21 protein-coding genes and 1 pseudogene are annotated in these 23,563 nt (G+C 64.8%); 6 read left to right on the top strand and 16 right to left on the bottom strand.

Annotated features, from left to right (window positions below; translation table 11 throughout):
• Positions 1-572 (top strand): annotated as a pseudogene (locus tag SOQ14_RS04480) (hypothetical protein); the annotation flags it as partial.
• Here SOQ14_RS04480 and SOQ14_RS04475 read toward each other — a convergent pair.
• The gene (locus SOQ14_RS04475) at positions 569-1,720 is read right to left on the bottom strand and encodes a BaiN/RdsA family NAD(P)/FAD-dependent oxidoreductase (protein ID WP_416232728.1); all 1,152 of its coding nucleotides are present in this window, start codon (positions 1,718-1,720) and stop codon (positions 569-571) included. The pseudogene SOQ14_RS04480 and the gene SOQ14_RS04475 overlap by 4 nt on opposite strands.
• Before the next feature lie 114 nt (positions 1,721-1,834).
• On the opposite strand from SOQ14_RS04475, the gene uvrC reads away from it, so the two are divergent.
• Both uvrC and SOQ14_RS04465 read left to right on the top strand, forming a co-directional pair.
• Entirely contained in the window at positions 1,835-3,850 is a 2,016-nt protein-coding gene (gene uvrC, locus SOQ14_RS04470) for an excinuclease ABC subunit UvrC (RefSeq protein ID WP_322896859.1), read from the top strand.
• Positions 3,851-3,953: 103 nt separating this feature from the next.
• The gene (locus SOQ14_RS04465; protein ID WP_322896858.1) at positions 3,954-4,553 is read left to right on the top strand and encodes a beta/gamma crystallin-related protein; all 600 of its coding nucleotides are present in this window, start codon (positions 3,954-3,956) and stop codon (positions 4,551-4,553) included.
• Between the two features lie 50 nt (positions 4,554-4,603).
• On the opposite strand, the gene SOQ14_RS04460 is transcribed toward SOQ14_RS04465, so the two are convergent.
• The 3 genes from SOQ14_RS04460 to SOQ14_RS04450 form a co-directional block, all read right to left on the bottom strand.
• On the bottom strand, positions 4,604-5,509 hold the full coding sequence (locus SOQ14_RS04460) for an OmpA family protein (protein ID WP_322896857.1): 906 nt from the start codon (positions 5,507-5,509) through the stop codon (positions 4,604-4,606).
• Between the two features lie 153 nt (positions 5,510-5,662).
• Positions 5,663-7,489 (bottom strand): DUF885 domain-containing protein, encoded by a 1,827-nt coding sequence (locus SOQ14_RS04455; protein ID WP_322896856.1) that lies wholly within the window; start codon positions 7,487-7,489, stop codon positions 5,663-5,665.
• 92 nt (positions 7,490-7,581) lie between these two features.
• Positions 7,582-9,087: a carotenoid oxygenase family protein gene (locus SOQ14_RS04450; protein ID WP_322896855.1), complete on the bottom strand. Its 1,506-nt coding sequence runs from the start codon at positions 9,085-9,087 to the stop codon at positions 7,582-7,584.
• Positions 9,088-9,210: 123 nt separating this feature from the next.
• On the opposite strand from SOQ14_RS04450, the gene SOQ14_RS04445 reads away from it, so the two are divergent.
• Positions 9,211-10,059, top strand: a complete 849-nt coding sequence (locus SOQ14_RS04445) for a universal stress protein (protein WP_322896854.1) — start codon at positions 9,211-9,213, stop codon at positions 10,057-10,059.
• A gap of 7 nt (positions 10,060-10,066) precedes the next feature.
• Here SOQ14_RS04445 and SOQ14_RS04440 read toward each other — a convergent pair whose 3' ends face one another.
• The 4 genes from SOQ14_RS04440 to thiL form a co-directional block, all read right to left on the bottom strand.
• Entirely contained in the window at positions 10,067-11,422 is a 1,356-nt protein-coding gene (locus SOQ14_RS04440) for an MFS transporter (RefSeq protein ID WP_322896853.1), read from the bottom strand.
• A gap of 34 nt (positions 11,423-11,456) precedes the next feature.
• Positions 11,457-12,392: an acyl-CoA thioesterase gene (locus SOQ14_RS04435; RefSeq protein WP_322896852.1), complete on the bottom strand. Its 936-nt coding sequence runs from the start codon at positions 12,390-12,392 to the stop codon at positions 11,457-11,459.
• Positions 12,393-12,432: 40 nt separating this feature from the next.
• Positions 12,433-14,553: a sodium-translocating pyrophosphatase gene (locus SOQ14_RS04430; protein ID WP_322896851.1), complete on the bottom strand. Its 2,121-nt coding sequence runs from the start codon at positions 14,551-14,553 to the stop codon at positions 12,433-12,435.
• Between the two features lie 111 nt (positions 14,554-14,664).
• Positions 14,665-15,522, bottom strand: a complete 858-nt coding sequence (gene thiL / locus SOQ14_RS04425; RefSeq protein WP_322896850.1) for a thiamine-phosphate kinase — start codon at positions 15,520-15,522, stop codon at positions 14,665-14,667.
• 63 nt (positions 15,523-15,585) lie between these two features.
• On the opposite strand from thiL, the gene SOQ14_RS04420 reads away from it, so the two are divergent.
• Positions 15,586-16,566, top strand: a complete 981-nt coding sequence (locus SOQ14_RS04420; protein WP_322896849.1) for an alpha/beta hydrolase — start codon at positions 15,586-15,588, stop codon at positions 16,564-16,566.
• Positions 16,567-16,569: 3 nt separating this feature from the next.
• Here the strand turns inward: SOQ14_RS04420 and nusB are convergent, their stop codons facing one another.
• From nusB to hisG, 3 genes are read right to left on the bottom strand one after another with little or no spacing between them, the layout of a single operon-like run.
• Positions 16,570-17,034 (bottom strand): transcription antitermination factor NusB, encoded by a 465-nt coding sequence (gene nusB / locus SOQ14_RS04415; protein ID WP_322896848.1) that lies wholly within the window; start codon positions 17,032-17,034, stop codon positions 16,570-16,572.
• On the bottom strand, positions 17,031-18,326 hold the full coding sequence (gene hisD, locus SOQ14_RS04410) for a histidinol dehydrogenase (protein ID WP_322896847.1): 1,296 nt from the start codon (positions 18,324-18,326) through the stop codon (positions 17,031-17,033). Before hisD ends, nusB begins: the two co-directional genes overlap by 4 nt.
• Complete coding sequence (gene hisG / locus SOQ14_RS04405; protein WP_322896846.1) at positions 18,323-19,009, bottom strand: ATP phosphoribosyltransferase; 687 nt, start codon at positions 19,007-19,009, stop codon at positions 18,323-18,325. The genes hisD and hisG overlap by 4 nt, the downstream gene beginning before the upstream one ends.
• A gap of 39 nt (positions 19,010-19,048) precedes the next feature.
• Here hisG and SOQ14_RS04400 point away from each other — a divergent pair, with 39 nt between their 5' ends.
• A complete protein-coding gene (locus SOQ14_RS04400) occupies positions 19,049-20,143 on the top strand; it encodes a DUF2332 domain-containing protein (RefSeq protein ID WP_322896845.1) in 1,095 nt (364 codons plus the stop codon).
• 1 nt (position 20,144) lies between these two features.
• Here SOQ14_RS04400 and SOQ14_RS04395 read toward each other — a convergent pair whose 3' ends face one another.
• Genes SOQ14_RS04395 through SOQ14_RS04375 form a run of 5 tightly spaced genes read right to left on the bottom strand, consistent with a single transcriptional unit; the run spans position 20,145 to position 23,482 of the window.
• A complete protein-coding gene (locus tag SOQ14_RS04395; protein WP_322896844.1) occupies positions 20,145-21,041 on the bottom strand; it encodes an alpha/beta fold hydrolase in 897 nt (298 codons plus the stop codon).
• The gene (locus tag SOQ14_RS04390; protein WP_322896843.1) at positions 21,038-21,850 is read right to left on the bottom strand and encodes an SDR family NAD(P)-dependent oxidoreductase; all 813 of its coding nucleotides are present in this window, start codon (positions 21,848-21,850) and stop codon (positions 21,038-21,040) included. The genes SOQ14_RS04395 and SOQ14_RS04390 overlap by 4 nt, the downstream gene beginning before the upstream one ends.
• 20 nt (positions 21,851-21,870) lie before the next feature.
• On the bottom strand, positions 21,871-22,761 hold the full coding sequence (locus tag SOQ14_RS04385) for a pirin family protein (RefSeq protein WP_322896842.1): 891 nt from the start codon (positions 22,759-22,761) through the stop codon (positions 21,871-21,873).
• Positions 22,758-23,213 carry an NUDIX hydrolase gene (locus SOQ14_RS04380; protein ID WP_322896841.1) on the bottom strand — a complete coding sequence of 152 codons (456 nt, stop codon included), beginning with the start codon at positions 23,211-23,213 and terminating at the stop codon, positions 22,758-22,760. The genes SOQ14_RS04385 and SOQ14_RS04380 overlap by 4 nt, the downstream gene beginning before the upstream one ends.
• A complete protein-coding gene (locus tag SOQ14_RS04375; protein WP_322896840.1) occupies positions 23,210-23,482 on the bottom strand; it encodes a BolA family protein in 273 nt (90 codons plus the stop codon). The genes SOQ14_RS04380 and SOQ14_RS04375 overlap by 4 nt, the downstream gene beginning before the upstream one ends.
• Positions 23,483-23,563 lie beyond the last annotated feature (81 nt).

The raw sequence follows: 23,563 nt of genomic DNA, 5'->3' as shown, positions 1-23,563 counted from the left end.
GAGCCGGTGCACCCGGTGGCGGCGCTCCGGCGGGTGGCCCGCCGCGCGGCGGCGGCGGCTTTGGCGGGTTTGGCCCCGGCGGCGGCGGGTTCCAGGGCTGGCGCTACTTCGTCAACCTCACCCACACCATCGAACTCGAAAACGAAATCCTGATCGCGCCGGGCGTTGCTCCGCTTGATCAGCTCGATGGCGATGGGACCGGGCGCTTCGGCTTCCCGCGCAACACCAGCCGCCTTGAAGCGGGCGTGTTCGGCAAGGGGGTCGGCGTGCGCGCTTCGGCCCGTTATACCGGACCGACGCGGCTTGATGGCTCGGGCCTGCCGGGCGCGCTTGATCTCGCGTTCGATGATCTTGTCACAGTTGATCTGCGGGTCTTCCTCAACATGGATCAACTGCTCGGCAAGCAGGACGGGTTCACCAAGAACCTGCGTCTGACCTTGCGGGCCGACAACCTGTTCGATCAGCAATTGCAGGTGCGTGACCAGTTCGGCAACACGCCGATCGCCTATCAGCCGCTGCTGATCGATCCGCTGGGTCTGAATTTCCGGTTCGAAATCAGAAAGTTGTTTTAATCTTGATGGGCGAGCGCGCTGCCACAAGCGTGGCCGCTCGCCCAAGCCCATTGGAAATTATACCCGCCGAGCCAGCCGGTCACATCGACCGCCTCGCCGATGGCATAGAGGCCGGGCACGCGCTTGGCTTCCATCGTTTGCGAGGAAAGCTCGGCGGTGGAGATGCCGCCGCTGGTCACCTCGGCCTTGGCGAAGCCTTCGGTGCCATTGGGCGCAAAGCGCCAATCGGCAAGGCGCGCCTGCGCGGCGCGCAAGGCGCTGTCGGATAGATTGCCCAGTTCGCGATCAAGACCCAGCTTGTCGGCGAGTGCATCGGCAAGCCGATCGGGCAGATGTTCGCGCAGCAGCGCGCGCAGGTGGGCGCGGGGCCGATCACGCTTGGCGGCGATCAACCAATCGCTGGCGGCCGCGGGCAGGAAGGTGATCCCAATCTCCTCGCCGTGCTTCCAGTAGCTTGAAACCTGTAAAATGGCAGGGCCGGACAGGCCCTTGTGCGTGAACAGCGCGGCTTCGGCGAATTCGGCCCGGCTCTTGCCTGCGCCCGCGCGGGCCAGCACCGGCGCGGCGACGCCCGACAGTTCCCGGAACAGCACATCCTCGCCGCCCAGCGTCAAGGGGACGAGCGCCGGGCGCGGTTCAACCACCTTGAGGCCGAACTGGCGCGCCAGATCATAGGCAAAGCCGGTTGCGCCCATCTTGGGGATCGACGGCCCACCGGTTGCGATCACCAGCGCGGGGGCAGCATAGGTCTCGCCGCTGGCAGTCACCATGAAGGCGCCGTCGGTGGCGCGCGCAACGGCGCTCACCTCGGCGTGGCAGATCACATCGACGGTTTCGGCAGGACATTCCGCGAGCAGCATCGCCACGATCTGCTTGGCCGAACTATCGCAGAACAATTGGCCGAGCGTCTTTTCATGCCACGCAATGCCGTGCTTCTCGACCAGCGCGATGAAATCGGCGGGCGTGTAGCGGGCAAGCGCGCTTTTGGCGAAATGGGGATTGGCGGAAAGGTAATTCGCCGCGCTTGTGCCAAGATTGGTGAAGTTGCAGCGCCCACCGCCCGAAATCAGGATTTTCTTGCCCGGTGCATCGGCTTTTTCCAGCACTGCGACCCGCAAGCCGCGCTGTCCGGCAACGCTGGCGCACATCAGCCCTGCGGCGCCTGCGCCCAGCACAATGACATCATATTCCTGCACGCTGCTGGCGATAGGCGCTCGCCCGCCGCTTGCCAACGCCCCCTTGCGCTCCCTATCTGCACCCCCATGGCCAAGACCCCGGCAGGAACCCCGCATGATCCGCGCGGCGCGGAGCGCTTCAACGAGGCGCGTGCCGCCTCGACAGTGGCGCGCGCGCAGCCCGATCTTGAAGCAGGGGTGGCTGCGATCCGCGCCACGGTGAAGCTGCTGAAGCCGGTGCCGGGAGTCTACCGGATGCTCGATGCGCGCGGTGATGTGCTTTATGTGGGCAAGGCGCGCTCGCTAAAGGCGCGGGTGGCGAATTACACCCAAATTGCCCAGCTTTCGGGGCGGCTCCAGCGGATGGTCAGCCAGACCCGCAGCATGGAGATCATCACCACCAATTCCGAAGCCGAAGCGCTGCTGCTCGAAGCGCAATTGATCAAGCGGTTCCGTCCGCCGTTCAATGTGCTGCTGCGCGATGACAAGAGTTTCCCCTTCATCCTGCTGCGCTCCGATCATGCCTTCCCGCGCATCCACAAGCATCGCGGGGCGCGCCGCGCCAAGGGCAATTACTACGGGCCGTTCGCCAGCGCGGGCAGCGTCAACACCACCTTGAACGCCTTGCAGAAGCTGTTCCTGCTGCGCTCGTGCACCGACAGCTTTTACGATCGGCGCGATCGGCCGTGCCTGCTTTATCAGATCAAACGCTGTTCAGCGCCCTGCGTCGGCCGGATTTCGCAGGAGGATTACGGCGCGCTGGTGGCGCAGGCGAAGGATTTCCTCGCGGGCAAATCCTCGCGGGTGCAGGCCGATCTCGAACGGCAAATGGCCGAAGCGGCAGAGAACCTCCAGTTCGAAACCGCCGCCATGCTGCGAGATCGGCTGCGCGCGGCGACTTTCATCCAAGGATCGCAGGCGATCAACGCGCAAGGGCTCGGCGATGCCGATATCTTCGCGCTGGCTGCCAAGGGCGGGATCATGGGGGTGCAGGCCTTTTTTATCCGTGGCGGGCAGAACTGGGGGCACCGTGCGTTCTTCCCGCGCCACACCGCCGAGGTGGAAGAAGCGCAGGTGCTGGCAAGCGTGATGCTGCAATTCTACGAGGAAGTGCCTCCTCCGCCGACCGTGCTGGTTGATCGGGATTTGCCCGAGCGCGAGCTGATCGAAGCGGCTCTCAGCGAAGTTGCCGGGCGCAAGGTGCGGCTTTCGGTGCCCGAGCGCGGGGATCGTCGCCGCCTGATGGCGCAGGCCCAGCGCAACGCCACCGAAGCGCTGGAGCGGCGGCTTGCCGAAACCGGCACCAAGGCCAAGCTTGGCCGCGAGCTGGCCGAATTTCTTGAACTCGACGCTCCGCCGCAGCGCATCGAGGTCTACGACAACAGCCATATCCAGGGTACCAAGGCTGTCGGCGCGATGGTGGTGGCCGGGCCAGAAGGCTTCGAGAAATCGCAATATCGCAAGTTCAATATTCGCGAAGCGCAGTCGAATGATGATTTCGCGATGATGCGCGAGGTGATGGCGCGGCGGTTCCGGGCTTGGGCTGATGAAGACTCCGTTCGTGTCGAGCGCAGTCGAGACACGGATGCGCCGGAAGGGTCTCTCGACGACGCTCGAGACGAACGGGGAAAAAGCCACGACACCATCCTGCCCGATCTGATCCTGATCGATGGCGGCAAGGGCCAGCTTTCCAGCGTCATGCGGGTGCTCGAAGATATCGGGATTGCCGATGAGATCGCGGTGATCGGCATTGCCAAGGGGCCACATCACGGCCGGGAAGGGCGCGAGGTGTTCCATTTCCCCGATGGGCGCGAGAAGATGTTACCAGTCAATTCGCCGCTGCTGTTCCATTTGCAGAACCTGCGCGATGAAGTGCACCGCTATGTCATCGGTGCCCACCGCGCCAAGCGTTCCAAGGCGATCACCGCCAGCCCGCTGGACGAGATCCCCGGTATCGGACCGGCGCGCAAGCGCGCGCTGCTGCTCCATTTCGGCACCGCGTCCAAGGTGCGCGCGGCCGCGCTCGAAGATCTGCAACGCGCCCCCGGGGTCAGCGCCACCGTCGCGCGCAAGGTCTATGATTTCTACCACGCTGGCGGCTAGCCCTGTTGCGGCCCGTCGCGGAAATCTTGCCTGCAAGTAGAATGTGAGTCATTCTCCGCACTGTGCTGGGAAATCTTACCCGGCACGAGCATGGGGAGGGATCATGTTCACAAAATCTCTGGCATTACTTGCAGGCGGTGTGCTTGCATCTTCGCTGATTACTGTCGCCGTGGCGCAAAGCGACAAGATGTATCGGCCCGAACCCGCGCCCGAGGCGATCATCTATCGCGATATGGGCTATCAGGGCCCGGCGGTGAATGTCAGCCAGCCGCAGCCCGATCTGGGCCTCGCCTGGCGGGTCAACGCGGTGCGGGTGGTGAGCGGCGAATGGCAATTGTGCGAAGGCACCAATTATCGCGGACGCTGCCGCACGGTGAACCGCGATACCGCGATGCTGGGCAATCCGTTCCGCGGCGTGCCGGTGCAATCGATGCGCCCGGTCGGATACACCGCTCCGGGCGGGGAGCCGGGGGATAACATGTCGCTGCGCGGCATGGCGGCGGAATTCTATCCCAAGCCGGCGCTGCGCGGCTACCGCGTGCCGGCCTGCGAAACGGGCAGTGCCACGGCCGCCTGTGCCGCGCGGACAGCGCAGCAATTCTGTTCATCGATGGGCTGGCGCCGCTCGACCCGGCAATCGATGGAATCCGTGCGCGGCACGGCCTATCTGGCTGACGTGCTGTGCAGCAACACCGGCACGTGATTCTGCCTTGAGTAAGGGGGCTGCGGTGCGTGCAGCCCCCTTCTCGGTTCTTACTGCTCGTCGAGAGCCTTGCTCACCAGCACATTGACCGAAACGCGGCGGTTCTGCGCGCGGCCTGCCGGGGTGCTGTTGTCAGCCGCCGGATCGGACATCGCCATGCCGGTCGGGGTGAGCATGCGGTAGGGCTTCCAGCGGCAGGTCTGCTGGAGATAGTTCACGACCGCCGCGGCGCGCTTTTCGCTGAGGCGCTGGTTCACTTCCTCGCTGCCGACCGAGTCCGTGTAACCCAGCACCAGCATCAACGAGTTTTCGTTCATTTCGGCAGCCTGCGCCGCGGCGCACAGATCAGCCTTGGCGCGCGGGCTCAGCACGGCTTTGCCGGTGTCGAAATAGACATTGGTGGTCGACTTGAGATTATACTTGTCGATATCGCCAAGCCGGCCGCGCAGCGCTTCGGTGGCGGCTGCATTCTGCTGGATGGCGGCGCCCTGTTCGGCGAACTGGTATGCCGTGCCGCCTCGGATCATTGCGGCAATCTGGCGATCATCGCTGGTGAAGCGCACTTCGCTGGCGACCAGACCTTCGCCAAATTGCGCGGTGCCGACAATCACCGGCAGGCCGGGGATCAGCGCGCTCTGATCGAAATTCTTGTTGCCGATGCCAAGAAAGCCGCCGCGGGTGCGGATGGTGGTTTCCGGGTGAAGGGTGATCGACGTGGCGCTGCCATCTTCGCCGGTGACTTGCAGCACCTGTCCCTTGCGGGCGGAGATGATCCCTTCGATACGCGGGCCTGCCGGAAGCTGCGCCATCGGCGGCAGATTGCCCACAACCGTGGCCACCACTTCGCGGTTTTCGACCGGCGGCGGGGCGGGCTGGGCGGACAGGCTGACCGCGCTGCCGGCGGCAAGCAGGCTGGTGAAAGCGAGAATGCGCGTGGTGCGCGGCGCGGTGATCATGGTGGTGGGGCTCCTTCGGGTGGGTGGTGTGCGGGATGCCCGCCCGAGGTGCTCAGCGTTACCTTGCCGCCAGATGAACGAGTCGGTCCCGGTTGCCGCAGGCGCAGGCAACCGGGTTCCAAGATACGACGAGTTGAGTGCGACGCGTTGTGGTTAACGCGCCGCCTGGGCCGCAATCCAGCGATCAATCTTGGCTTCGAGCACCGCCAGCGGCAGCCCGCCGGTGTTCAGCACCTGCGCGTGAAACGCCTTGATGTCGAACTTCGCCCCCAGCGTGTCGCTCGCCCGTTTGCGCAGTTCCTGGATCTTGAGCGCACCGATCTTGTAGGCCACCGCCTGGCTCGGAATCGCGATGTAGCGGTCAACCTCGGCGACCACTTCGGTGCGGGTCATGCCGGAATTCTCCAGCATGAAAGCGATGGCCTGATCGCGCGTCCAGCCCTTGGCATGGAGGCCCGTGTCCACCACTAGCCGCATCGCGCGCAGCTGTTCATCCTGAAGCGTGCCGTAGCGGTTCCACGGATCGGCAAAGAAGCCCATTTCATAGCCGAGGGTCTCGGCATAGAGCGCCCAGCCTTCGACAAAGGCGGTCGTGCCGCCAAAGCGCATGAAAGCGGGCAGGCTTTCATCTTCCTGCGCGAGGCTGATCTGGAAGTGGTGCCCGGGTGCGCCTTCGTGCAGGTAAAGCGTCACATTGCCGGTGGTCAGCCGGTTCGGCAGATCATAGGCGTTGAAATAGAATACGCCGGGCCGCGAGCCATCGGGTGTGCCCTGCTGATAGGAACCGCCCGCTTCGAATTGTTCGACCGACGGATCATAGGCCTCGATCTTGAGCGGCGCCTTGGGCAGCAGCGAGAAGTAATCCCCGATCTTCGAATCCACATCGCGCCCGATCTTGTAATAATTCTCGATCAGGGCCTCGCGGCTCTTGGGCTTGAACTGCGGATCGGTGCGGACGTAATCGAAGAATGCGTTGAGCGTGCCGGTAAAGCCCACCTCGGTCTTGAGCTTTTCCATATCGCTCTTGATTCGCGCCACTTCCTTGAGGCCGAGCTGGTGGATCGTTTCGGCATCCAGCGGCAGCGTGGTCGTGTCTTCGATCAGTTTGGCATAGAGCGCGGCGCCGCCCTTCATCTGGCTGAGCCCGACACTGTCGCGCGCGGCTGCCATGTATTCATCGCGCAGGAAATCCCGCAGCGCGGTGTGCGCGGCGTAAATCTCGCGGGTCTTGGCCTCATAAGCCGCCGTGAGGCGGGCGCGATCCGCCTCGCCAATCGCATCCGGGAAGTTGCGCACCGGCCCCATGAACTGCGAATCCGCCACCGGGATCGCCAGCTGGGTATCGAGTTGCGAAATCACATTGCCGATCGTCAGCTTGGTTTCGACCACGCCGCTCGCCATGCCTTCGCGCGAACGGGCAATCGCGCGGTAGGTGATCGCGATGTAATCATCATGCCGCGCCAGATTGTCCTCGTAATGGGCGAGGGTCTTGAACGGGGCGGCGCCATTGCCGCTGGCAAAGGTCGGGTAGAAGGTGTGAAACCCGCTGAAGTGATTGACCGGGCGAACTTCCGTCAGCGCGCGGATTTCATCGGTCGCACCGCGCAGTGCCTGTTCCTGATTATACTTGAAAACATCATAGGCGAGCTGATCATTGGCGGCGAGCTTCGCCCGGTCGATCAGCGCAAGCTTTGCCAGATTGAGCTGGGTGTCGGTGCGCGCCGCGATGAAGAACGAATCGGTGAGATAATCGCCGAGCCGGCGGGCATTAGCATCATCACCGCGGAAAATGCGCGACAGCGGGTTGAGCGCGAGCTCGCGCGCATCGGCATCGGCGAACAGCGCAAACAGCTTGGCGCGTTCGGCCTCTTGCTGGGCTTCGACCACCGCCGGGCTTGGCGTGCGCTGCTGCTGCGCGAGCGCGGGCGACGCGGTGAGGAACAAGGCAGTGGTCGCGACAAGCGCGGAGCGGATAAGCATTTGGCAGGTCCTTCAAGGACGGGATTGGTCGCAGTGGCATGGGCTACAACGCGCGGCCAGCCGCACAAGACCCGCCGGATAAGCGGGCTATCCTAATCGACGAGTGCCTTTTCCCGCGCCGCCTGCGCGATGGCGGCATCGCGGCGCAGCTGTTCGTGCTCGACCCAGACCGAATGCGTGCCTGATGAGATCTTGTGCGGCAGGGCCATGCGGCAAATCGGGCCCTGGGCGATATTGCTCGCATCGAGAATGGCGCATTCGGACGTGCCGGTGTTCTCGTCGATGAGGAAAGTGACGAGGTAGCCCGCGTCTTCCGCCGAAGCGCCTTTCCTGGGGATCATCGGGCTTTCGCTGGCATAGACGCCGTCGGGCAGGCGATAGACCTGCTCCTCGCCCGTCTGCGTATCGTGGCGGACATAGCCGTTGAACAGGAACCAGCCGGGGCGGGTGGTGGTCGACCAGACGTAGCGGCTTGGGCGCATCGCATAGGCCGGATTGATCATGCCGAATTCGACGATCCGCTCGCTCAGCCGCTCCTCGCGGGTTTCGCCGGTTTTGAGGTTGAAGCGCCAGCGATGCAGGCGCGACTGGAAGCTGTGCTCGTCAACATAGGCCATCATGTGGCTGTAGCGGCCCATCTCGGGCAGCGGATCGGGCATGGGTTTGGCCTGATGATAGCCTTCGAGGATCACTTCATCGCCCTCTTCCCACGCATTGGTCCAGTGGAGCACGTAGGTGGGCGCGGCCTCGAACCAGCGGATCTCTGCGGGCTGGCCGTGGCGCGGGATCAGGGCAAAGCGGGTCGGCAGGCCTTCGTGGAGGCGCGCGGCATGGATATCGCGCGCCAGCAGCTCTTCATCCCAGAACAGCGGCATGTCATTGAGGATCGACCAGTTTTTGGTGATCGCCATATCATGCGGAAGGCGTGGGCCGGGCAAGGGGATGGGCACATAATGCACCAGCCGCCCCGTCCGATCGACCACGCCGTAATGCATGAAGGGCGCGTGCTTCGAATAATTGAAGAACATCATCTCGCCGGTCGCCTCATCAACCTTGGGATGGGCCGAAATCCCATCAAGCGGCCCCCACGGCGCCTTTCCGAGATTGGCAAGCGTGACGGGATCGAGCATCCATGCCTCGCCGCATTGGTACAGCGTGGCATAGGCAATCCCGGCGTGGACGATGATGTCGGTCGAGCCGGTGTCCTTCAGCCCGCCATGCGCGCCAAAACCGGGGCGCTTGGATGTGCCCCACGGGTCCATCAACCCGCCCCAGAGCGATTGGCCCGCGATCTGTTCGGCCTCAAAGCAATGGGTGCGCACAAAGCGGTTGCGATAGCTTGCCTTCCCGCCTGAGATATTGACTTGATGGACCATCGCATCGCCATCGAAAGGATGATGGCGGCCAAGCGGCTGATGCACCGGGTTTTCGGTGTTGCGCAGGTAAATCCCGTCAATATCGGCCGGGATCGCGCCTTCGATCACATCAAGCTGCGCCGCATCGACTTCTTCGTGCAGCGGCGTCCACGGCCCGGTCAGATAGGGGTGGTTGGACGGCTCCAGCGAGGTTTTGAAAGGTGGATGGCGCGTGATCTGCATGGTATTCTCCCCGGCAGGGAGACTACCCGATGCTGGCCTGCTTGCAAGCGGATCACCGACGCAGCGGCCCGGCGCGGAGAGGAAAGTTGATCCTGATCAATGTAGCCTCGCCAGCGGCGCGGTATGGAACAGGACATTATCCGGGAGGACACAGCCATGAAATCGATCCTGCTGCATATTGATAGCGACCGCGCCATGCCGGCCCGCTTGCAAGTCGCGCTTGATCTGGCGCGGGCCAGCAATGGCCACATCACCTGCCTGCAAGCCATTTCCTATGAGGTTTTCGCGCCGGGCGATTTCTATGGTTCGGCGATGGCGGCGGCGATGCCCGTGATCAAGGAAGCGGCAGAAAAGCTGCGCGCCGAGATCGAGGCCGCGCTCGCCAAGGAGGATGTCGCGTGGGACTGGCGCTTTGTCTATGGCGCGGCCGAATACCGCCTGCTCGAACAGGCCGCGCTCGCGGATATCGTGCTGATCGGCCCGCATGATGCGGGCGAGGGGGCACGTGGGCCTTCGGGCATGGCGGGAACCCTGGCGCTGAAGGCTCCCGTGCCGGTGATGGTGGTGCCCGCCGATACCAAGCGGTTTGATGTGACCGGCCCGATGCTGGTGGGCTGGAACGGCTCGGCCGAGGCTTGCGTTGCGCTGCGCCGTGCGGTGCCGCTGCTGGCGATGGCGAGCAAGGTGTATCTTGCCACGGTCGAGGAACCGCGCGGCGAGGGCCGGTTTGATTTCCCGCCGCTCGAGGGGGCGCAATATCTCAGCCGCCACGGCATCGAGGCGGAAATCGTCGCAATCCCGCGCGGGGACGCGCGCATTTCCGACACGCTGTTTTCGGCAGCGCAAATGCGCGGCTGTGTGCTGCTGGTGATGGGCGCCTATGGCCACTCGCGCTTTGCCGAGATGCTGTTCGGCGGGGTGACACGCCACTCGCTGACCGAGCCGCAGATGCCGATGTTCCTGGCGCATTGATCGCCGATCAGATGTTGCCGCCGTCCGCACTTCGGTCGGGCGGCGGGATGCCCGGCGCGGCATAGGCCGCCGAAAGGTCGCGATAGGCGCGCGAGCCGAACGCTGCGAGCGTCAGCACCATCCCGAGCACGCCGGTCAGGCAGAACACCAGCGCCATGCCGCGATCCGGCCCGGTGCCGAACCAGCCGCCGATCAGCTCGGCGCCCGCACCGGTGGTCATGTAGGGGATCGCGACGAACTGGGTGAACGGCCCGATCAGGAAGGCGGTGAGTGGCGAGGCCGCCTGCTCGACCGACTGGGCAAAGCCGAAGACGCGGCCCTGCCGTTCGTAGGTAACCACTTTCTGCAAGGTCGTCTGCTCGGCAGCTTCGGCAAAGGGGCCGAAGAACATCCACACCACGCAGCCGATCACCAGCAAGGCAATCGATGGCTGGATCGTGAACAGGCTTGCGGCCAGCCAGGTCACGAGGTTGACCAGCAGCAGCAATCGCAAGGGCCGCGCCCCCAGCCCGAAGCGTGCGATCACCATGCCGCTGGCGATGAAGGCGGTCGACGTTATGGCCCACATCAGGCCCCATTCCTCGACCCCCATCAGCGACAGGCCGTAGCCATCCATCAGCGCCATGAACACGCCGCCAAGCAGGTTGTTGAAGGTCGCGAAGATGATCAGCGCGAACAGGCCCGGCACCGCGGCGATGACCGTGATCGTGCCGCGCAGATCGATCCGGTTGCGGCTTCCCGCTGTTTCCGATTGCGCCGGTGGCTCGTCGATCCGGATGATGAGCATGTGCGCGAAGGCCAGTACGGTGCCGCCGATGGCCAGGATCAGCGTGCCGCGCATCCCGTCCCACGCGACCAGAAAGCCGCTGATCGCCGAGGTCACGAGAAAGCCAATCCCGCCGACCATGCCCACCAACCCGTTTGCCTTGTCGCGCTTGTCCTCGGCCACCAGCAGTGTGACCAGCGTCGGCAGGGCGATCATCCGCAGGTTGCCGGCAATCACGCCCAGCATGGTGAGCAGGATCAGGATCCACAGCATCGCGCCACCGGTGCGAGTCAGCTCTGCGGCGGGCGTCATGAGGCAGACCGCCAGCGCCGCGCCATAGCACGCCAACGAGCCGAGGCTCGATGCCAGCATCACCCGCTGCTTGCGGTGGTGATCGACCAGACTGCCGAACCAGATCGCCAGCCCGCCGGTAAAAGCCAGATGGATGCCGCCGATCATGCCGGTGACGAACACCGAGCGGGTTTCGAGAAAGGCCCAGAACACCAGCGCGAACCAGACCGTGAAATTGGTCACGTTCTGGAGCAGGTTATTGGCGATGATCAGATGGAAGGGCTGTATCCGGGGCACCGGCCCCATATCGGGCAGGCGGGCGTGCGGTGCAAGCCGCGCGCTAGCTTGTCACCTTCCGGCGCATCATGCCTTCCTGCGCGACGCTGGCGACCAGTTCACCTGAGCGGTTGAAGATCCGCCCGCGGTTGAAGCCGCGCCCGCCGCCTGACCATGGCGCATCCGTGGCATAGAGCAGCCATTCATCCGCACGCGGCGGCTTGTCCTTGGGCGAGTGGAACCAGATCGCATGATCAAGGCTTGCGCCGACCAGCTCGTTCCGCATCCAGCTCAGGCCATGGGGCAGGGCGCTGGTGCCAAGCAGGGTGTAATCGCTCGCATAGGTGATGATCGCGCGGTGCAATTCGGGGGTGTCGTCGGCCCCGGTGATCGGCCCGCACACGCGGAACCAGCTATGCGCGCGCGGCTCCCGCGGTTCGCGGCTCATCCAGTGCAACGCATCGCAGGTGCGCATCTCGATCGGGCGCGGGCGCAGCATCATCGCACGCTGCGCTTCGGACAGCTTGTCGCCCCACTTCGCGGCGATGTCGCGGCGCTGTTCCATGTCGGGGCGCAGGTCTTCGGGGAAGGGCACGTCGGGCATCGGGGAATCGACATGCTCAAGGCCCTCTTCGGGCAGTTGGAAACTCGCTGTCAGGTTGAGGATCGGGACCGGGCGGCCATCCTCGTTCTCCTGGGAGGCGACCACCCGGCGGTTGGCAAAGGAGCGTCCGTCGAAATCGCGCTCGATACGGTATTCGATCGGTGCGCCCTCGCGCCCGCCGCGCAGGAAATAGGCGTGGAGCGAATGCGCGACCTTGCCATCGGCAATGCTCGCTTGGGCGGCCTGCAAGGCCTGCGCGAGCACTTGCCCGCCGAACACGCGGCCGATCCCGTCCTTTTGCGGCGGCCCCGCATAGATATCGGCGGCGCGCTTTTCCACGGTGAGAAGCCGGATCAGGCCTGCGACAAGCGCGGCATTGCTGGGCGTATCAGTCATGCCGCGCGCCATGCGGAGCCTTTACCGGCCCGTCAAGCCATCACCCCGCACCATGCGCCAGCGCCGCGAGCAGCAGCAGGGCCACGATATTGGTGATCTTGATCATCGGATTGACAGCAGGCCCGGCGGTGTCCTTGTAGGGATCGCCCACCGTGTCGCCCGTCACCGCAGCCTTGTGCGCTTCGGAACCCTTGCCGCCGTGATGGCCGTCTTCGATGTATTTCTTGGCGTTGTCCCACGCGCCGCCGCCCGCTGTCATCGAGAGCGCAACGAACAGGCCGCCAACGATCACGCCGAGCAACAGGGCGCCGAGCGCGGCAAAGCCATTGGCCTGCCCGGCAATGGCGGTGATCGCGAAATAGACGATGATCGGTGTCAGGACCGGCAGCAGCGAGGGGATGATCATTTCCTTGATCGCCGCCTTGGTGACGAGATCGACGGTGCGGGCATAATCGGGCTTGGATGTGCCCGCCATTATGCCGGGATTGCTTGCGAATTGTTCGCGCACATCGATCACCACATCGCCTGCCGCGCGGCCCACCGCTGTCATTCCCATGGCGCCGAACAGGTAGGGCAGCAAGGCACCGAGAAACAGCCCGACGATGACGTAGGGGTTCTCCAAGCTGAAATTGACAGTGAGATCGGGGAAGAACTCGCGCAGATCGGTGGTGTAGGCGGCAAACAGCACCAGCGCGCCGAGCCCGGCCGAGCCGATGGCATAGCCCTTGGTCACCGCCTTGGTGGTATTGCCGACCGCATCGAGCAGATCGGTCTTCTCGCGCACGCTATCATCGAGCCCAGCCATTTCGGCGATGCCGCCCGCATTGTCGGTGACCGGGCCATAGGCGTCGAGCGCGACCACCATCCCCGCCAGCGCCAGCATGGCGGTGGCGGCATAGGCAATCCCCATGAGACCTGCGAGTTGATAGGCGATGATGATCCCTGCTGCGATCACCAGCGTGGGCAGCGCGGTCGATTCCAGACTGATTGCGAGCCCCTGGATGACATTGGTGCCGTGCCCGGTTTCCGAGGCCTTGGCGATCGAGCGCACCGGGCGATAACCCGTGCCGGTGTAATATTCCGTGATCCAGATGATCAGCCCGGTGATGACAAGGCCCAGCAGGGCGCAGGCGAACAGGTCCATCCCGGTAAAGGGTGTGATGGTGGTGCCTTCGGTCAGCACCGTGTTCATATCCGCCCCCGCCGTGCCGAGCGCATATTGGGTCACAAGGTAAATCAGGGGGATCGACAAGACCGCCGTGACGATGAAGCCCTTGTACATGGCGCCCATCACGTTGGTGCCACCGCCGAGCCGCACGAAATAGGTGCCGATTATGCTGGTGACGATGCACGCACCGCCGATCAGCAGCGGCAGTGCCATCAGCGGCAGCAACAGATCGCCAAGGCCTGTCAGCAGCAGCGCGGTGAGAACCATCGTGGCACCGACTGTCACCACGTAGGTCTCGAACAGATCAGCCGCCATGCCGGCGCAATCACCGACGTTGTCGCCGACATTATCGGCGATCACGGCGGGGTTGCGCGGATCATCTTCGGGGATCCCGGCCTCGACCTTGCCGACAAGGTCCGCGCCGACATCAGCCGCCTTGGTAAAGATGCCGCCACCAAGGCGCGCGAAGATCGAGATCAGCGATGCACCAAAAGCAAGGCCGACCAGCCCGTCAATCACGGTGCGGTTGCCCGGCGCATATCCCATCGGGCCGATCAGTGCGTAGAAGAACACCGCTATCGCCAGCAGCGCGAGGCCAGCCACCAGCATCCCCGTGATCGCGCCCGCGCGGAAGGCGAGGGTCAGGCCCGCCTGCAAGCCCTGTTCGGCTGCGGCGGCGGTGCGGACATTGGCGCGCACCGAGATGTTCATGCCGATATAGCCTGCCGCCCCGGACAGCACCGCGCCCGCTACAAAGCCGATGGCGGGCACCGCGCCCAGCGCTACGGCGACAATCGCCGCCACAGCTACGCCGACCAGCGCGATCGTGGTGTATTGCCGGTTGAGATAGGCCTGCGCGCCTTCCTGGATGGCGCTGGCAATTTCCAGCATCCGGGCATTGCCGGGGCTCGCGCCCAGCACCTGAAAACTGGTGACGATGCCATAGACAATCGCCAGCAGACCAAGACCAATCGAAATGAGCAGCAGGCTCATATTTTGTCCCTCCCCCAAGGTGTGCTGCGCCCCTGCCGCTTGCGGTCTTGTGAGAGCAACTTGGGGGGAGCATGACTTACGCTAGGGAAACTGGCAACCCTTGCGCCGGAATTAGCCGTGGCGATAGCCGAGATTGTCGGGCCGGTGGATCGGGGTTTCACCGAAGATCAGCGGGGCAGGGCGCTGTTCCAGCACTGTGCCGATGCGCGTGGCGGCGACAGGCAGATCCGCACCGGGGGGCAGGGTGAAGAGCAGTTCGTAATCATCCCCCCAGCGCACGCATGCATCAAGCCGCGCCGGATCAGCCACCGGGATCGCGGTGGTTTCCAGCTGGATCGTCGCCCCGCTTGTCTGCGCCATGCGCCAGCAATCGAGCAGCAGGCCATCGGATATGTCCATCATCGCGCTCACCACCGGTGCGAGCGCGCGGCCTTCGGCAAGGCGCGGGACGGGCCGGTTGAAGGCGGGCAGATGCTCTTCCACGCCTTCGAAACCCAGCATTGCGCGGCCCAGCATGCCGGTGACATAGAGATTGTCTCCGGCCTGCGCCCCTTGCCGCGAGGGCACCGGCACATGGGTCGCCCGGCCGAGCGCGGTGATGCACGAGGTGCTCGCCCCCGTCGCCGCAATCGTGTCACCGCCGAGCAGCGTCACGCCAAAGGCGTCGAGCACGTCGCGCAGCCCGGCAAGGAACCGGGCATCGCTTCGCCCCAGCGAATGGCCGAGCAGCAGCCCGATCGGTTCAGCGCCCTTGGATGCGAGATCGGAGAGGTTTACCGCCACCAGCTTCCAGGCGACATCGGCCATGTCGGCCTGCGGGCGATAATGCGTGCCTTCGGCCATCATGTCGGTGGTGAGGATCAGGTGTTCCCCGCCCAAGGCGATCACCGCGCAATCATCCTCAAGACCGCGCGCACCGGGGTGCAGCGCAAGCTTTTGGAGCGCGGCGATGAACTGGCTTTCGTTCATGGGGCTTTGCGCCGCTCGTGTTGATTCCGTATCATGGGGCCGAGTTTGCACGGGGGAGGGACGATGTCACCACGCTTTTGCGCCATCAGGCTTGCCTGCGCCGTGCTGCTGGGCGCTTTCACCATCGCCGCCAGCGCGCGCGACCGGACGATGCTTGGCCCGCCGCAAGTCAGCGCCGGGACAATCGCGCCGGGGCCGGTGACCCGCAGCGCCTATCTTGCCGATCTGCCGCGTGTGTGGGTGTGGCTCCCGCCCGGCTATTCGGCGGACAGCGCCGCACGTTTTCCGGTGCTCTACATGCATGATGCGGAGAACCTGTTTGATCCCCGCCATTCGAACTTCGACAAGGAATGGCAGGTCGACGAAACGATCACCCGTCTGGCGGCACGCGGCGATCTGCGGCAATGGATTGTCGTCGGGATTGAAAGCCCGCAGGAACGCTATGCCACGCTGTTCCCGCAAAAAGTGTGGCGGCACCTGCCCGAGCCGTTCCGCCGCGAGGTGATCGCAGGCGATTTCGGCGGAACGGCCCGCCCGCGGGTGCTGATGGCGGATGCCTATCTCGCCTTTGTGGTGAAGGAATTGAAGCCCGCGATTGATGCGCAGTACCGCACCCTGCCGGAGGCGCGCGACACAGCCGTGATGGGCTCATCGATGGGCGGGTTGATCAGCCTGTATGCCATGGCGGAATATCCCGAGGTGTTCGGGCAAGCGGCGGGCTTGTCGACTCATTTGCCGATGGGCGGGGTGGAAGCGCCCGACATGGCGGATCGTCCGGCCGCCGTGGCCGCCGCTTTCGATGCCTATCTCGCCACCACCCGGCTCGATCCGGCGGTGAACCGGCTTTATCTTGATCACGGCACCGGCACACTCGATGCCTTTTACCCGCCCTTCTTCAAGGCGTTTGATGCGATGATGGCGCGGCGCGGCTGGGCCTTGCCGCATTACGAAAGCCGCAGCTTTTTCGGCACCGAGCATGAGGAAAATGCCTGGGCGCAGCGGCTCGATATTCCGCTGGGGTTCTTGGATCAGGCCGATCCGTGATGCCTAGCGCGCGTCTTTCGCGACCGCGTCGAGCACGCCGTTCACAAAGCGCGCTTCGGTATCGTCAAAGAACGCCTTGGCGACTTCGACATATTCATTGATGGCCACCGCCACCGGAATATCGCGCCGGGCAAGCAATTCGTAAGTCCCCGCGCGCAGCACTTGCAGCATGGTCTTGTCGAGCCGCGCCGTGGTCCAGCCTGCGGCGAGTTTCGATGCCACCAGCGCATCGATTTCGTCGATGCGAGCCGCCACCCCGCGCACCACATCATCGAAAAATGCGGTTTCGGCCTCGGCATAGACCGGCTCGCCCTCGCCTTCGTCATCGACGGCGCGGCCCAGTCGGTGCTGGTGGAATTCGTCGAGCAGCTTGGCGAGCGCGGTCTGCTCCATCTGCAGCTGATACAGCGCCTGAACGGCGGCAAGACGAGCTGCCGAGCGGGCCTGCGATTTGGGGGCGTGGTTCATTTCAACCTCAGTTCGACCGATTGGGCGTGCGCGGGCAGGCCTTCGGCATGGGCAAGCCGCGCGGCGGCGGGGCCAATCGCGGCAAAGGAGGCTTCATCGAGCCCGAGGAAGCTGGTGCGCTTCATGAAATCAAGTACCGACAGCCCGCTCGAGAACCGGGCGCGCCTGCCGGTTGGCAGGACATGGTTGGGGCCTGCGACATAATCGCCCACGGCCTCAGGGGTCATCCGGCCAAGGAACACGCTGCCTGCATGGCGGATGGCGCGCAGCATCGGTTCGGGATCATCGACCGCCAGCTCGACATGTTCGGCCGCCAGCCGATTGGCGAGCGCGGGCGCTTCGGCGGCGAGATCTTCGACCACGATCATCACGCCGTGCGTGTCCCACGATGTGCGGGCCGTCTTGCCGGTAGCGAGCTTGCTGATCTGCAAATCGATGCAATCTTCAACCTGCCGCGCGAAGCTGGCATCATCGGTGATCAGGATCGATTGCGAGGTCGGATCATGTTCGGCTTGCGACAGCAGATCAGCGGCGATCCAGTCCGGATCGTTCCTGCCATCGGCAATCACGAGGATTTCCGAAGGCCCGGCGACCATGTCGATGCCGACCACGCCGAACAATTGTCGCTTGGCTTCGGCCACCCAGGCATTGCCCGGGCCGGTGATGACGTCAACGGGCTGGATGCGTTCGGTGCCATAGGCAAGCGCGCCCACAGCCTGCGCCCCGCCAACGCGCCAGATTTCATCAACGCCGGCAATATGCGCAGCGGCGAGCACCAGTTCATTGGCCGCGCCCTTGGGGGTGGGGGTGGTCACCACCAGCCGCCCGACGCCTGCCACCCGCGCGGGAATGGCGTTCATCAGCAGGCTGGAAGGATAGGCCGCGCGCCCGCCCGGCACATAGAGCCCGGCGGCGTCAACCGCGCGCCAGATCGCGCCAAGCCGCACGCCGCTGGCGTCGATATAGTCGCGATCTTCGGGCAGCTGTGCTTGGTGGTAGGCACGGATGCGCGCCGCGGCGAGATCCAGCGCTTCGCGCAGGTCGGCGGGCAGTTCGGCATAGGCGCGCGCGCACTCTTCGAGCGGGATCTGCCAGTCGGCATCGTTCGCCAGCGCATAGCCATCGAAGCGCTGGGTGTAATCGACCAGCGCGGCATCGCCCCGCAGCTTCACCGTGTGGAGAATATCGGCGACCTGCCCTGCCACATCGCGATCCGCCTCGCGGCGCGCATCGACAAGGCGCGCGAACTTTGCCTCGAAATCGGGCTGGGTGGTGGAAAGGATCGGGATCATGCGGCGGCTTTCGTGCGGGCTTCGGCATCACGGCGGAACGCCGCAACGAGATCGGCAACGCGCGGATCGGTTTTGAGTGCCGCGCGGTTGACAATCAGCCGCGCTGAAATGTCGAGAATGCGATCCGTCTCCACCAGCCCGTTCTCGAGCAGGGTCCGCCCGGTCGACACCAGATCGACGATCAGCCGCGCAAGGCCGAGCGAAGGCGCCAGCTCCATCGCGCCATTCAGCTTGACGCATTCAGCCTGCACACCCTTGGCCTCGAAATGGCGGCGGGTGAGCGAGGGATACTTGGTCGCAACGCGCAGGTGGCTGTGGAGCGCATCCGCGCCCGGATCATCCGCCAGCCGGGCGACCGAAAGGCGGCAATGGCCGATGCCGAGATCAACGGGGGCGTAGAGATCGGAATAGTCGAATTCCTCGATCACGTCCGAGCCGACAATGCCGATCTGCGCGGCGCCGTGCGCCACAAAGGTCGCCACATCGAAGGCGCGCACCCGGATCAGGCGCATGTCAGCGCGGTTCGTGCCAAAGGCCAGCGCGCGGCTCTTGGGATCGTGGAAGGCGGCCTCAGGCTCAACCCCGGCGCGCGCCATCACTGGCAGCGCTTCGTCGAGGATGCGCCCCTTGGGGATGGCAAAGGTCAGCTGACCGGGATTGTCGTGGGCAGAATTCAGGGTCATGATCCTGCGCGCACTTAGTTGCAGTGCGGCAAAAGGGCAATGGTGATGGCGACGGGCGAGGCGGGGATCATGGCGCTTGACGACTTTGCCGCCGCGCTCGAATGGCAGGCCCGCCATGCCGAGGAAAATGGTGCACCTGCCACGGCACGCGTGATCCGCGCGCTCGCCGGGGTCCGGGCGAGCGACACGGCAACCGGACGGCGGATCGCCCATTGGCCCGGCCTTACGCTCAAGGATGCGATGCCGCTACGGATTGCGGGCGGCTTTCACCATCTGCTGCTGACCGGCGCAGATGAACGGCTGGCGGCGGTCTATAGCGGTGATATCACCGATCAGGCTGCAGTCGATGCGCTCGTGCTTGACCTGACGCACCGCTTCGATGTGCGCCTGCTCCCGTGGCTCGATGGCCCGCCGCAGACCAACGAGGCGGGCCGCGCGGCAAGCATCATGGCGGGCCTGCTGTGGCTGGCGCAGCGGGTGCAGAGGCCGCAGTTCGACCTGTTTGAACTGGGCGCGAGCGCCGGAGTCAACACGATGATCGATCGTTATGTCTTTCGGCTCGGCAGCACCGCAGTCGGGCCGGAAGGCTCGCCGATGCGGATCGTGCCTGACTGGCGTGGGCCGTCGCCGCCCGAGCCGCCTGCCGATTTTGCAATCCTTTCGGTCAAGGGCTGCGATATTGCGCCGATCGACCTTGCCGATCCCGATGCGGCGCTGCGGCTGAAAGCCTATGTCTGGCCCGATGCAGCCGAACGGCTGGCACGGATCGATGCGGCGATTGCGCTGGCTCTTCGGCAACCGCCCGATCTGGTCGCCGCTGATGCGGGCGATTTTGCCGCCGCAATGCTGACGCGGCCCCACCAGCCGGGTACCGCACGGGTCATGTTCCATTCGATCATGTGGCAATATCTGCCCGCGGCCACGCAGGCGCGGATCACCGCGGCCTTTGCAGCGGCAGGCGCTGCGGCGACCCGCGAGGCTCCGCTCGGCTGGATCGCGCTCGAAACCGACCCGGCAACCTTCCGCCACGAATTGCGGGTGCGTCAGTGGGACGGCGCGGGCCATAGGGGCGAGGAGCACCTGCTGTCCCATGCCCACCCGCACGGCGCATGGGTGGAGTGGCTCGGCAGCTAGCCTAGCCTGCCAGAAAGGCCTCCATCGCCGCGTTCACCGCCTGCGGCGCTTCCCACGGCACGAAATGCCCGCAATCGGGCACCCGCACGATGGTCAGGGGATCGATGATCGTCTCCAGCCCTGCGATATTCTCGGGCGGCAAGGCCAGATCATCAAGCGCCCAGATCACCAGTGTCGGGATCGTGAGCTTGGGCAGATTGGGCGGGGTGTAGCCTTCGGGCAGGGCGAAGGGCGCGTCCATATCCGGCACATCGATCGGGCTGGCGCGATAGTAATTGAGCATCCCGAAGGCCGCATCGCGGTTCTGCCAATCGCGCAGCAGCGCGTCGCGCTCTTCCGGCTCCATCGCCGAAGGGCGATCCCATTTGACCTCTTTGAGGAGCAGCCCGGTAAGCCCCTGATCCTTGACCAGCGCATCATTGGCCGGATCGCGAAAGCCGCGGATATACTGGCTGGCCGCGCGTTGGCCGGGATGGGTGTAAAGCAGCTGCTGGAAAATTGCCGGGTGCGGCGCGTTGGCGATCACCGCGCGTTCGACCCGCGCATGCTGCCCGGCCAGCGCCACGCCCCAGGCAATCGCGCCGCCCCAGTCGTGGCCGACAATGGTGAAGCGCGGGATGCCGAGCGTATCGGCGAGGAGGAAGATATCGCCGATCAGCTTGTCGGGGGTGTAGGCCTCGACCGCTTGCGGCTTGGATGATCCGCGATAGCCGCGCTGGTCGGGGGCGATGCAGCGGAAGCGATCCGCAAAATGCGCGATCTGGTGCCGCCAGGTGCGGTGGCTTTCAGGAAAGCCGTGGAGGAAGATCAGCACCGGGGCATCGACCGGGCCTTCGTCGACCACATCGAGATGAATGCCGTTGGGCAGATGTACCCGCTTCTGTTCGAACTGGCTCATTCCGCCGCCTCCAGCTTTTCCATGTAGCCCTTGGCGACCATGTCCGCGATCTGATCGAACAGGGCATCGGGGGTGCGACGCATTTCGCCCATGGCGCGTTCACCGCCTTCGGCGACGATGATCTCGCGCGCGCCTTGCGCGATTCCGTCAAGCATCTCGCGCGCCGCGACATCCGCCGGGATGCCATTGTCGATCGCGGGATCGGATTTGCCGCGCTTGCTGCCATCTGCCATCAGCGCGTTGCGGGATACCCCGGTGGCGACCGAGCCGGGATAGATCACGTGGACGCTCACCCCAGTCTGCGACAATTCGCCGCGCAGCGTATCGGCGTAGCCCGCCAGCCCGAACTTCGCCGCGCAATAGGCGGTGCGCATCGGCACGCCGACCTTGCCGGCAATCGAGGAGATAAAGCCGAGAGCGCCCGAGCCGCGCGCGGCCATGTGCCCGATCAGCCCTTGCGCAAAAGCGATCTGTGCCGTGAGATCAATCGCAATGATATCGCGGTAGACCTGCATATCGGTCTTGAGAGCGCGGCTGCGCTGGGAGATGCCCGCATTGGCGAAGGCTATGTCAACGCCGCCTTTCCATGCAATGGCCTTGGCGGTGGCGTCGGCCAGCGCCGCTTCATCGCGTACATCAAAGGGGAGGATCAGCGTCTCGCCGCAATCGGCGGCGACTTCGGCCAGCCGCGCCGCATCCCGGCCTGACAGCACCACATGTGCGCCCCGCGCCGCCAGGTCCCGCGCCAGCGCGGCGCCAATCCCTGACGAGGCGCCGGTGATCCACGCCACCTTGCCCGCATAATCCATAGCTCTCTCCCGTCGGCCGATCAGTCGGCCTGCGGGGGATGGCTGGCCTGATTTGCCCGGGCAGGCAAGGGGATAAATTCATCACTATCGCCCGGAACCAGCGGAAAGCGCCCACCTTCCCAATCGGCCTTGGCCTGTGCGATGCGTTCGGGCCGCGAGCTGACGAAGTTCCACCACACATGGCGCTGTGAGGTGAAGGCTTCCCCGCCCAGCAGCATGACCCGTGCGCCGCCGGCGCTGGTCAGCGTCATCGCTGTATCCGGCGCGAGCACGGCAAGCTGATATTGCTCGAGCGCGACTCCATCGACGCGGGCATCGCCGTTCACCAGCATCACCGCGCGTTCATCGGCGCTGATATCGAGCGGCACGCTGCCGCCCGCCTCAAGCACGATTTCGGCATAGATCGTCTGCGCATAGGTCGTGGTGGGCGCTTTTGCGCCCCACAATTCGCCCATGATCACCCATGCCTTTGCGCCCTTGGCCGTAATCACCGGCAAATCGGTCATGGCTTCGAAGGCCGGGGCAATTTCTTCCTGCCCGTTGGGCAAGGCAGGCCAGGTCTGCATCCCGAACAGGCCGGGATTATCGGCAAGCTCACCCTTGGGGCTGCGCTCGGAATGAACGATCCCGCTGCCCGCCGTCATCAGATTGACCTGACCGGGGCGGATCGTGGCAAAGCTGCCCAAGCTGTCGCGGTGCTCGATCGCTCCGTCAAACAGCCACGTCACGGTGGCGAGGTTGATATGCGGATGCGGGCGCACGCCCATGCCATCGCCTGTCAGGCTTGCCGGGCCGAACTGGTCGACGAAGATGAACGGCCCCACCATCGTGCGCGCTTTCGAAGGCAGCACCCGGCGCACCTGAAACGCGCCGAGATCGTGAGTCACCGGGGTGATCGTCTGGGTAATCATCGCGCGCGCTCCTGCTGTTCAATCATGGTGACGATGCTCTCAGGAAACACCGCTTCGGGCCAATCGGCAAGCTCTGCGCGGGTAAACCAGCGGTGCTGCGTCATGAGCCGTTGCTCCAGCGCGGTGTGCCGCGAAGTATCGATGCGCGCCTCGGAAACGCGGACGAGGTAAAATCGTTCGTCGGCCTGCACCGGTTCGCCTTCGACGGTGATGAATTCGGGCGTCAGCCGCGCGATTTCCTCGCCGGGGTCGGCGATGATGCCGGTTTCCTCGAGCAATTCGCGCCGGGCTGCCGCATCGAAGCTTTCGCCCGGCTCGCATTCGCCGCCGGCTGTTACCCAGAAGGGCGGGCGGCCCGGCACATCATAGCGGAACATCAACGCGCGCCCCTCGGGATCGAGCACGATGATCCGCGCCGCCCGGCGCAGGCGCAGGTTGGGGTTGAGCGTCACGCGGCGGGCACGCTGGCCTTGATCGCCACGGCGTGAACGCGCTTGCCGACAATATCGCCGAGCGCCGCGATCACCGCGCGCTGGCGGGCGAGGCGGTTCATGGTGGCAAAAGCCACAGCCTCGATCTCGATGGTGAAATGCGATTCGCCCGAGCCATCATCGCCCATGTGTCCGTGGTGCTTGGCGCTGTCGTTGATGATGGCGAGCCGGGTTGGCGCGAAGGCTTGCTCCAGCAGATCGTGCATTTCCTCGGCGATGGTGGCGGGCATGATGGAAGGCTCTCCTTGGTTGACCTGCGATGTGGCGATGGTGCGATGCGGATGCAAGCGGCGCGGCGCGGTTTGCCAAGC

It is taken from the genome of Erythrobacter epiphyticus (assembly GCF_034653295.1).
Lineage (GTDB): Bacteria > Pseudomonadota > Alphaproteobacteria > Sphingomonadales > Sphingomonadaceae > Erythrobacter.
This window is presented reverse-complemented; position numbering and strand designations above follow the sequence as displayed.

Coding starts and splice junctions, on each gene's coding strand:
- SOQ14_RS04475 (WP_416232728.1), bottom strand. CDS start 1,720: ATGTGCGCCAGCGTTGCCGGACAGCGCGGCTTGCGGGTCGCAGTGCTG.
- uvrC (WP_322896859.1), top strand. CDS start 1,835: ATGGCCAAGACCCCGGCAGGAACCCCGCATGATCCGCGCGGCGCGGAG.
- SOQ14_RS04465 (WP_322896858.1), top strand. CDS start 3,954: ATGTTCACAAAATCTCTGGCATTACTTGCAGGCGGTGTGCTTGCATCT.
- SOQ14_RS04460 (WP_322896857.1), bottom strand. CDS start 5,509: ATGATCACCGCGCCGCGCACCACGCGCATTCTCGCTTTCACCAGCCTG.
- SOQ14_RS04455 (WP_322896856.1), bottom strand. CDS start 7,489: ATGCTTATCCGCTCCGCGCTTGTCGCGACCACTGCCTTGTTCCTCACC.
- SOQ14_RS04450 (WP_322896855.1), bottom strand. CDS start 9,087: ATGCAGATCACGCGCCATCCACCTTTCAAAACCTCGCTGGAGCCGTCC.
- SOQ14_RS04445 (WP_322896854.1), top strand. CDS start 9,211: ATGGAACAGGACATTATCCGGGAGGACACAGCCATGAAATCGATCCTG.
- SOQ14_RS04440 (WP_322896853.1), bottom strand. CDS start 11,422: ATGGGGCCGGTGCCCCGGATACAGCCCTTCCATCTGATCATCGCCAAT.
- SOQ14_RS04435 (WP_322896852.1), bottom strand. CDS start 12,392: ATGACTGATACGCCCAGCAATGCCGCGCTTGTCGCAGGCCTGATCCGG.
- SOQ14_RS04430 (WP_322896851.1), bottom strand. CDS start 14,553: ATGAGCCTGCTGCTCATTTCGATTGGTCTTGGTCTGCTGGCGATTGTC.
- thiL (WP_322896850.1), bottom strand. CDS start 15,522: ATGAACGAAAGCCAGTTCATCGCCGCGCTCCAAAAGCTTGCGCTGCAC.
- SOQ14_RS04420 (WP_322896849.1), top strand. CDS start 15,586: ATGTCACCACGCTTTTGCGCCATCAGGCTTGCCTGCGCCGTGCTGCTG.
- nusB (WP_322896848.1), bottom strand. CDS start 17,034: ATGAACCACGCCCCCAAATCGCAGGCCCGCTCGGCAGCTCGTCTTGCC.
- hisD (WP_322896847.1), bottom strand. CDS start 18,326: ATGATCCCGATCCTTTCCACCACCCAGCCCGATTTCGAGGCAAAGTTC.
- hisG (WP_322896846.1), bottom strand. CDS start 19,009: ATGACCCTGAATTCTGCCCACGACAATCCCGGTCAGCTGACCTTTGCC.
- SOQ14_RS04400 (WP_322896845.1), top strand. CDS start 19,049: ATGGTGATGGCGACGGGCGAGGCGGGGATCATGGCGCTTGACGACTTT.
- SOQ14_RS04395 (WP_322896844.1), bottom strand. CDS start 21,041: ATGAGCCAGTTCGAACAGAAGCGGGTACATCTGCCCAACGGCATTCAT.
- SOQ14_RS04390 (WP_322896843.1), bottom strand. CDS start 21,850: ATGGATTATGCGGGCAAGGTGGCGTGGATCACCGGCGCCTCGTCAGGG.
- SOQ14_RS04385 (WP_322896842.1), bottom strand. CDS start 22,761: ATGATTACCCAGACGATCACCCCGGTGACTCACGATCTCGGCGCGTTT.
- SOQ14_RS04375 (WP_322896840.1), bottom strand. CDS start 23,482: ATGCCCGCCACCATCGCCGAGGAAATGCACGATCTGCTGGAGCAAGCC.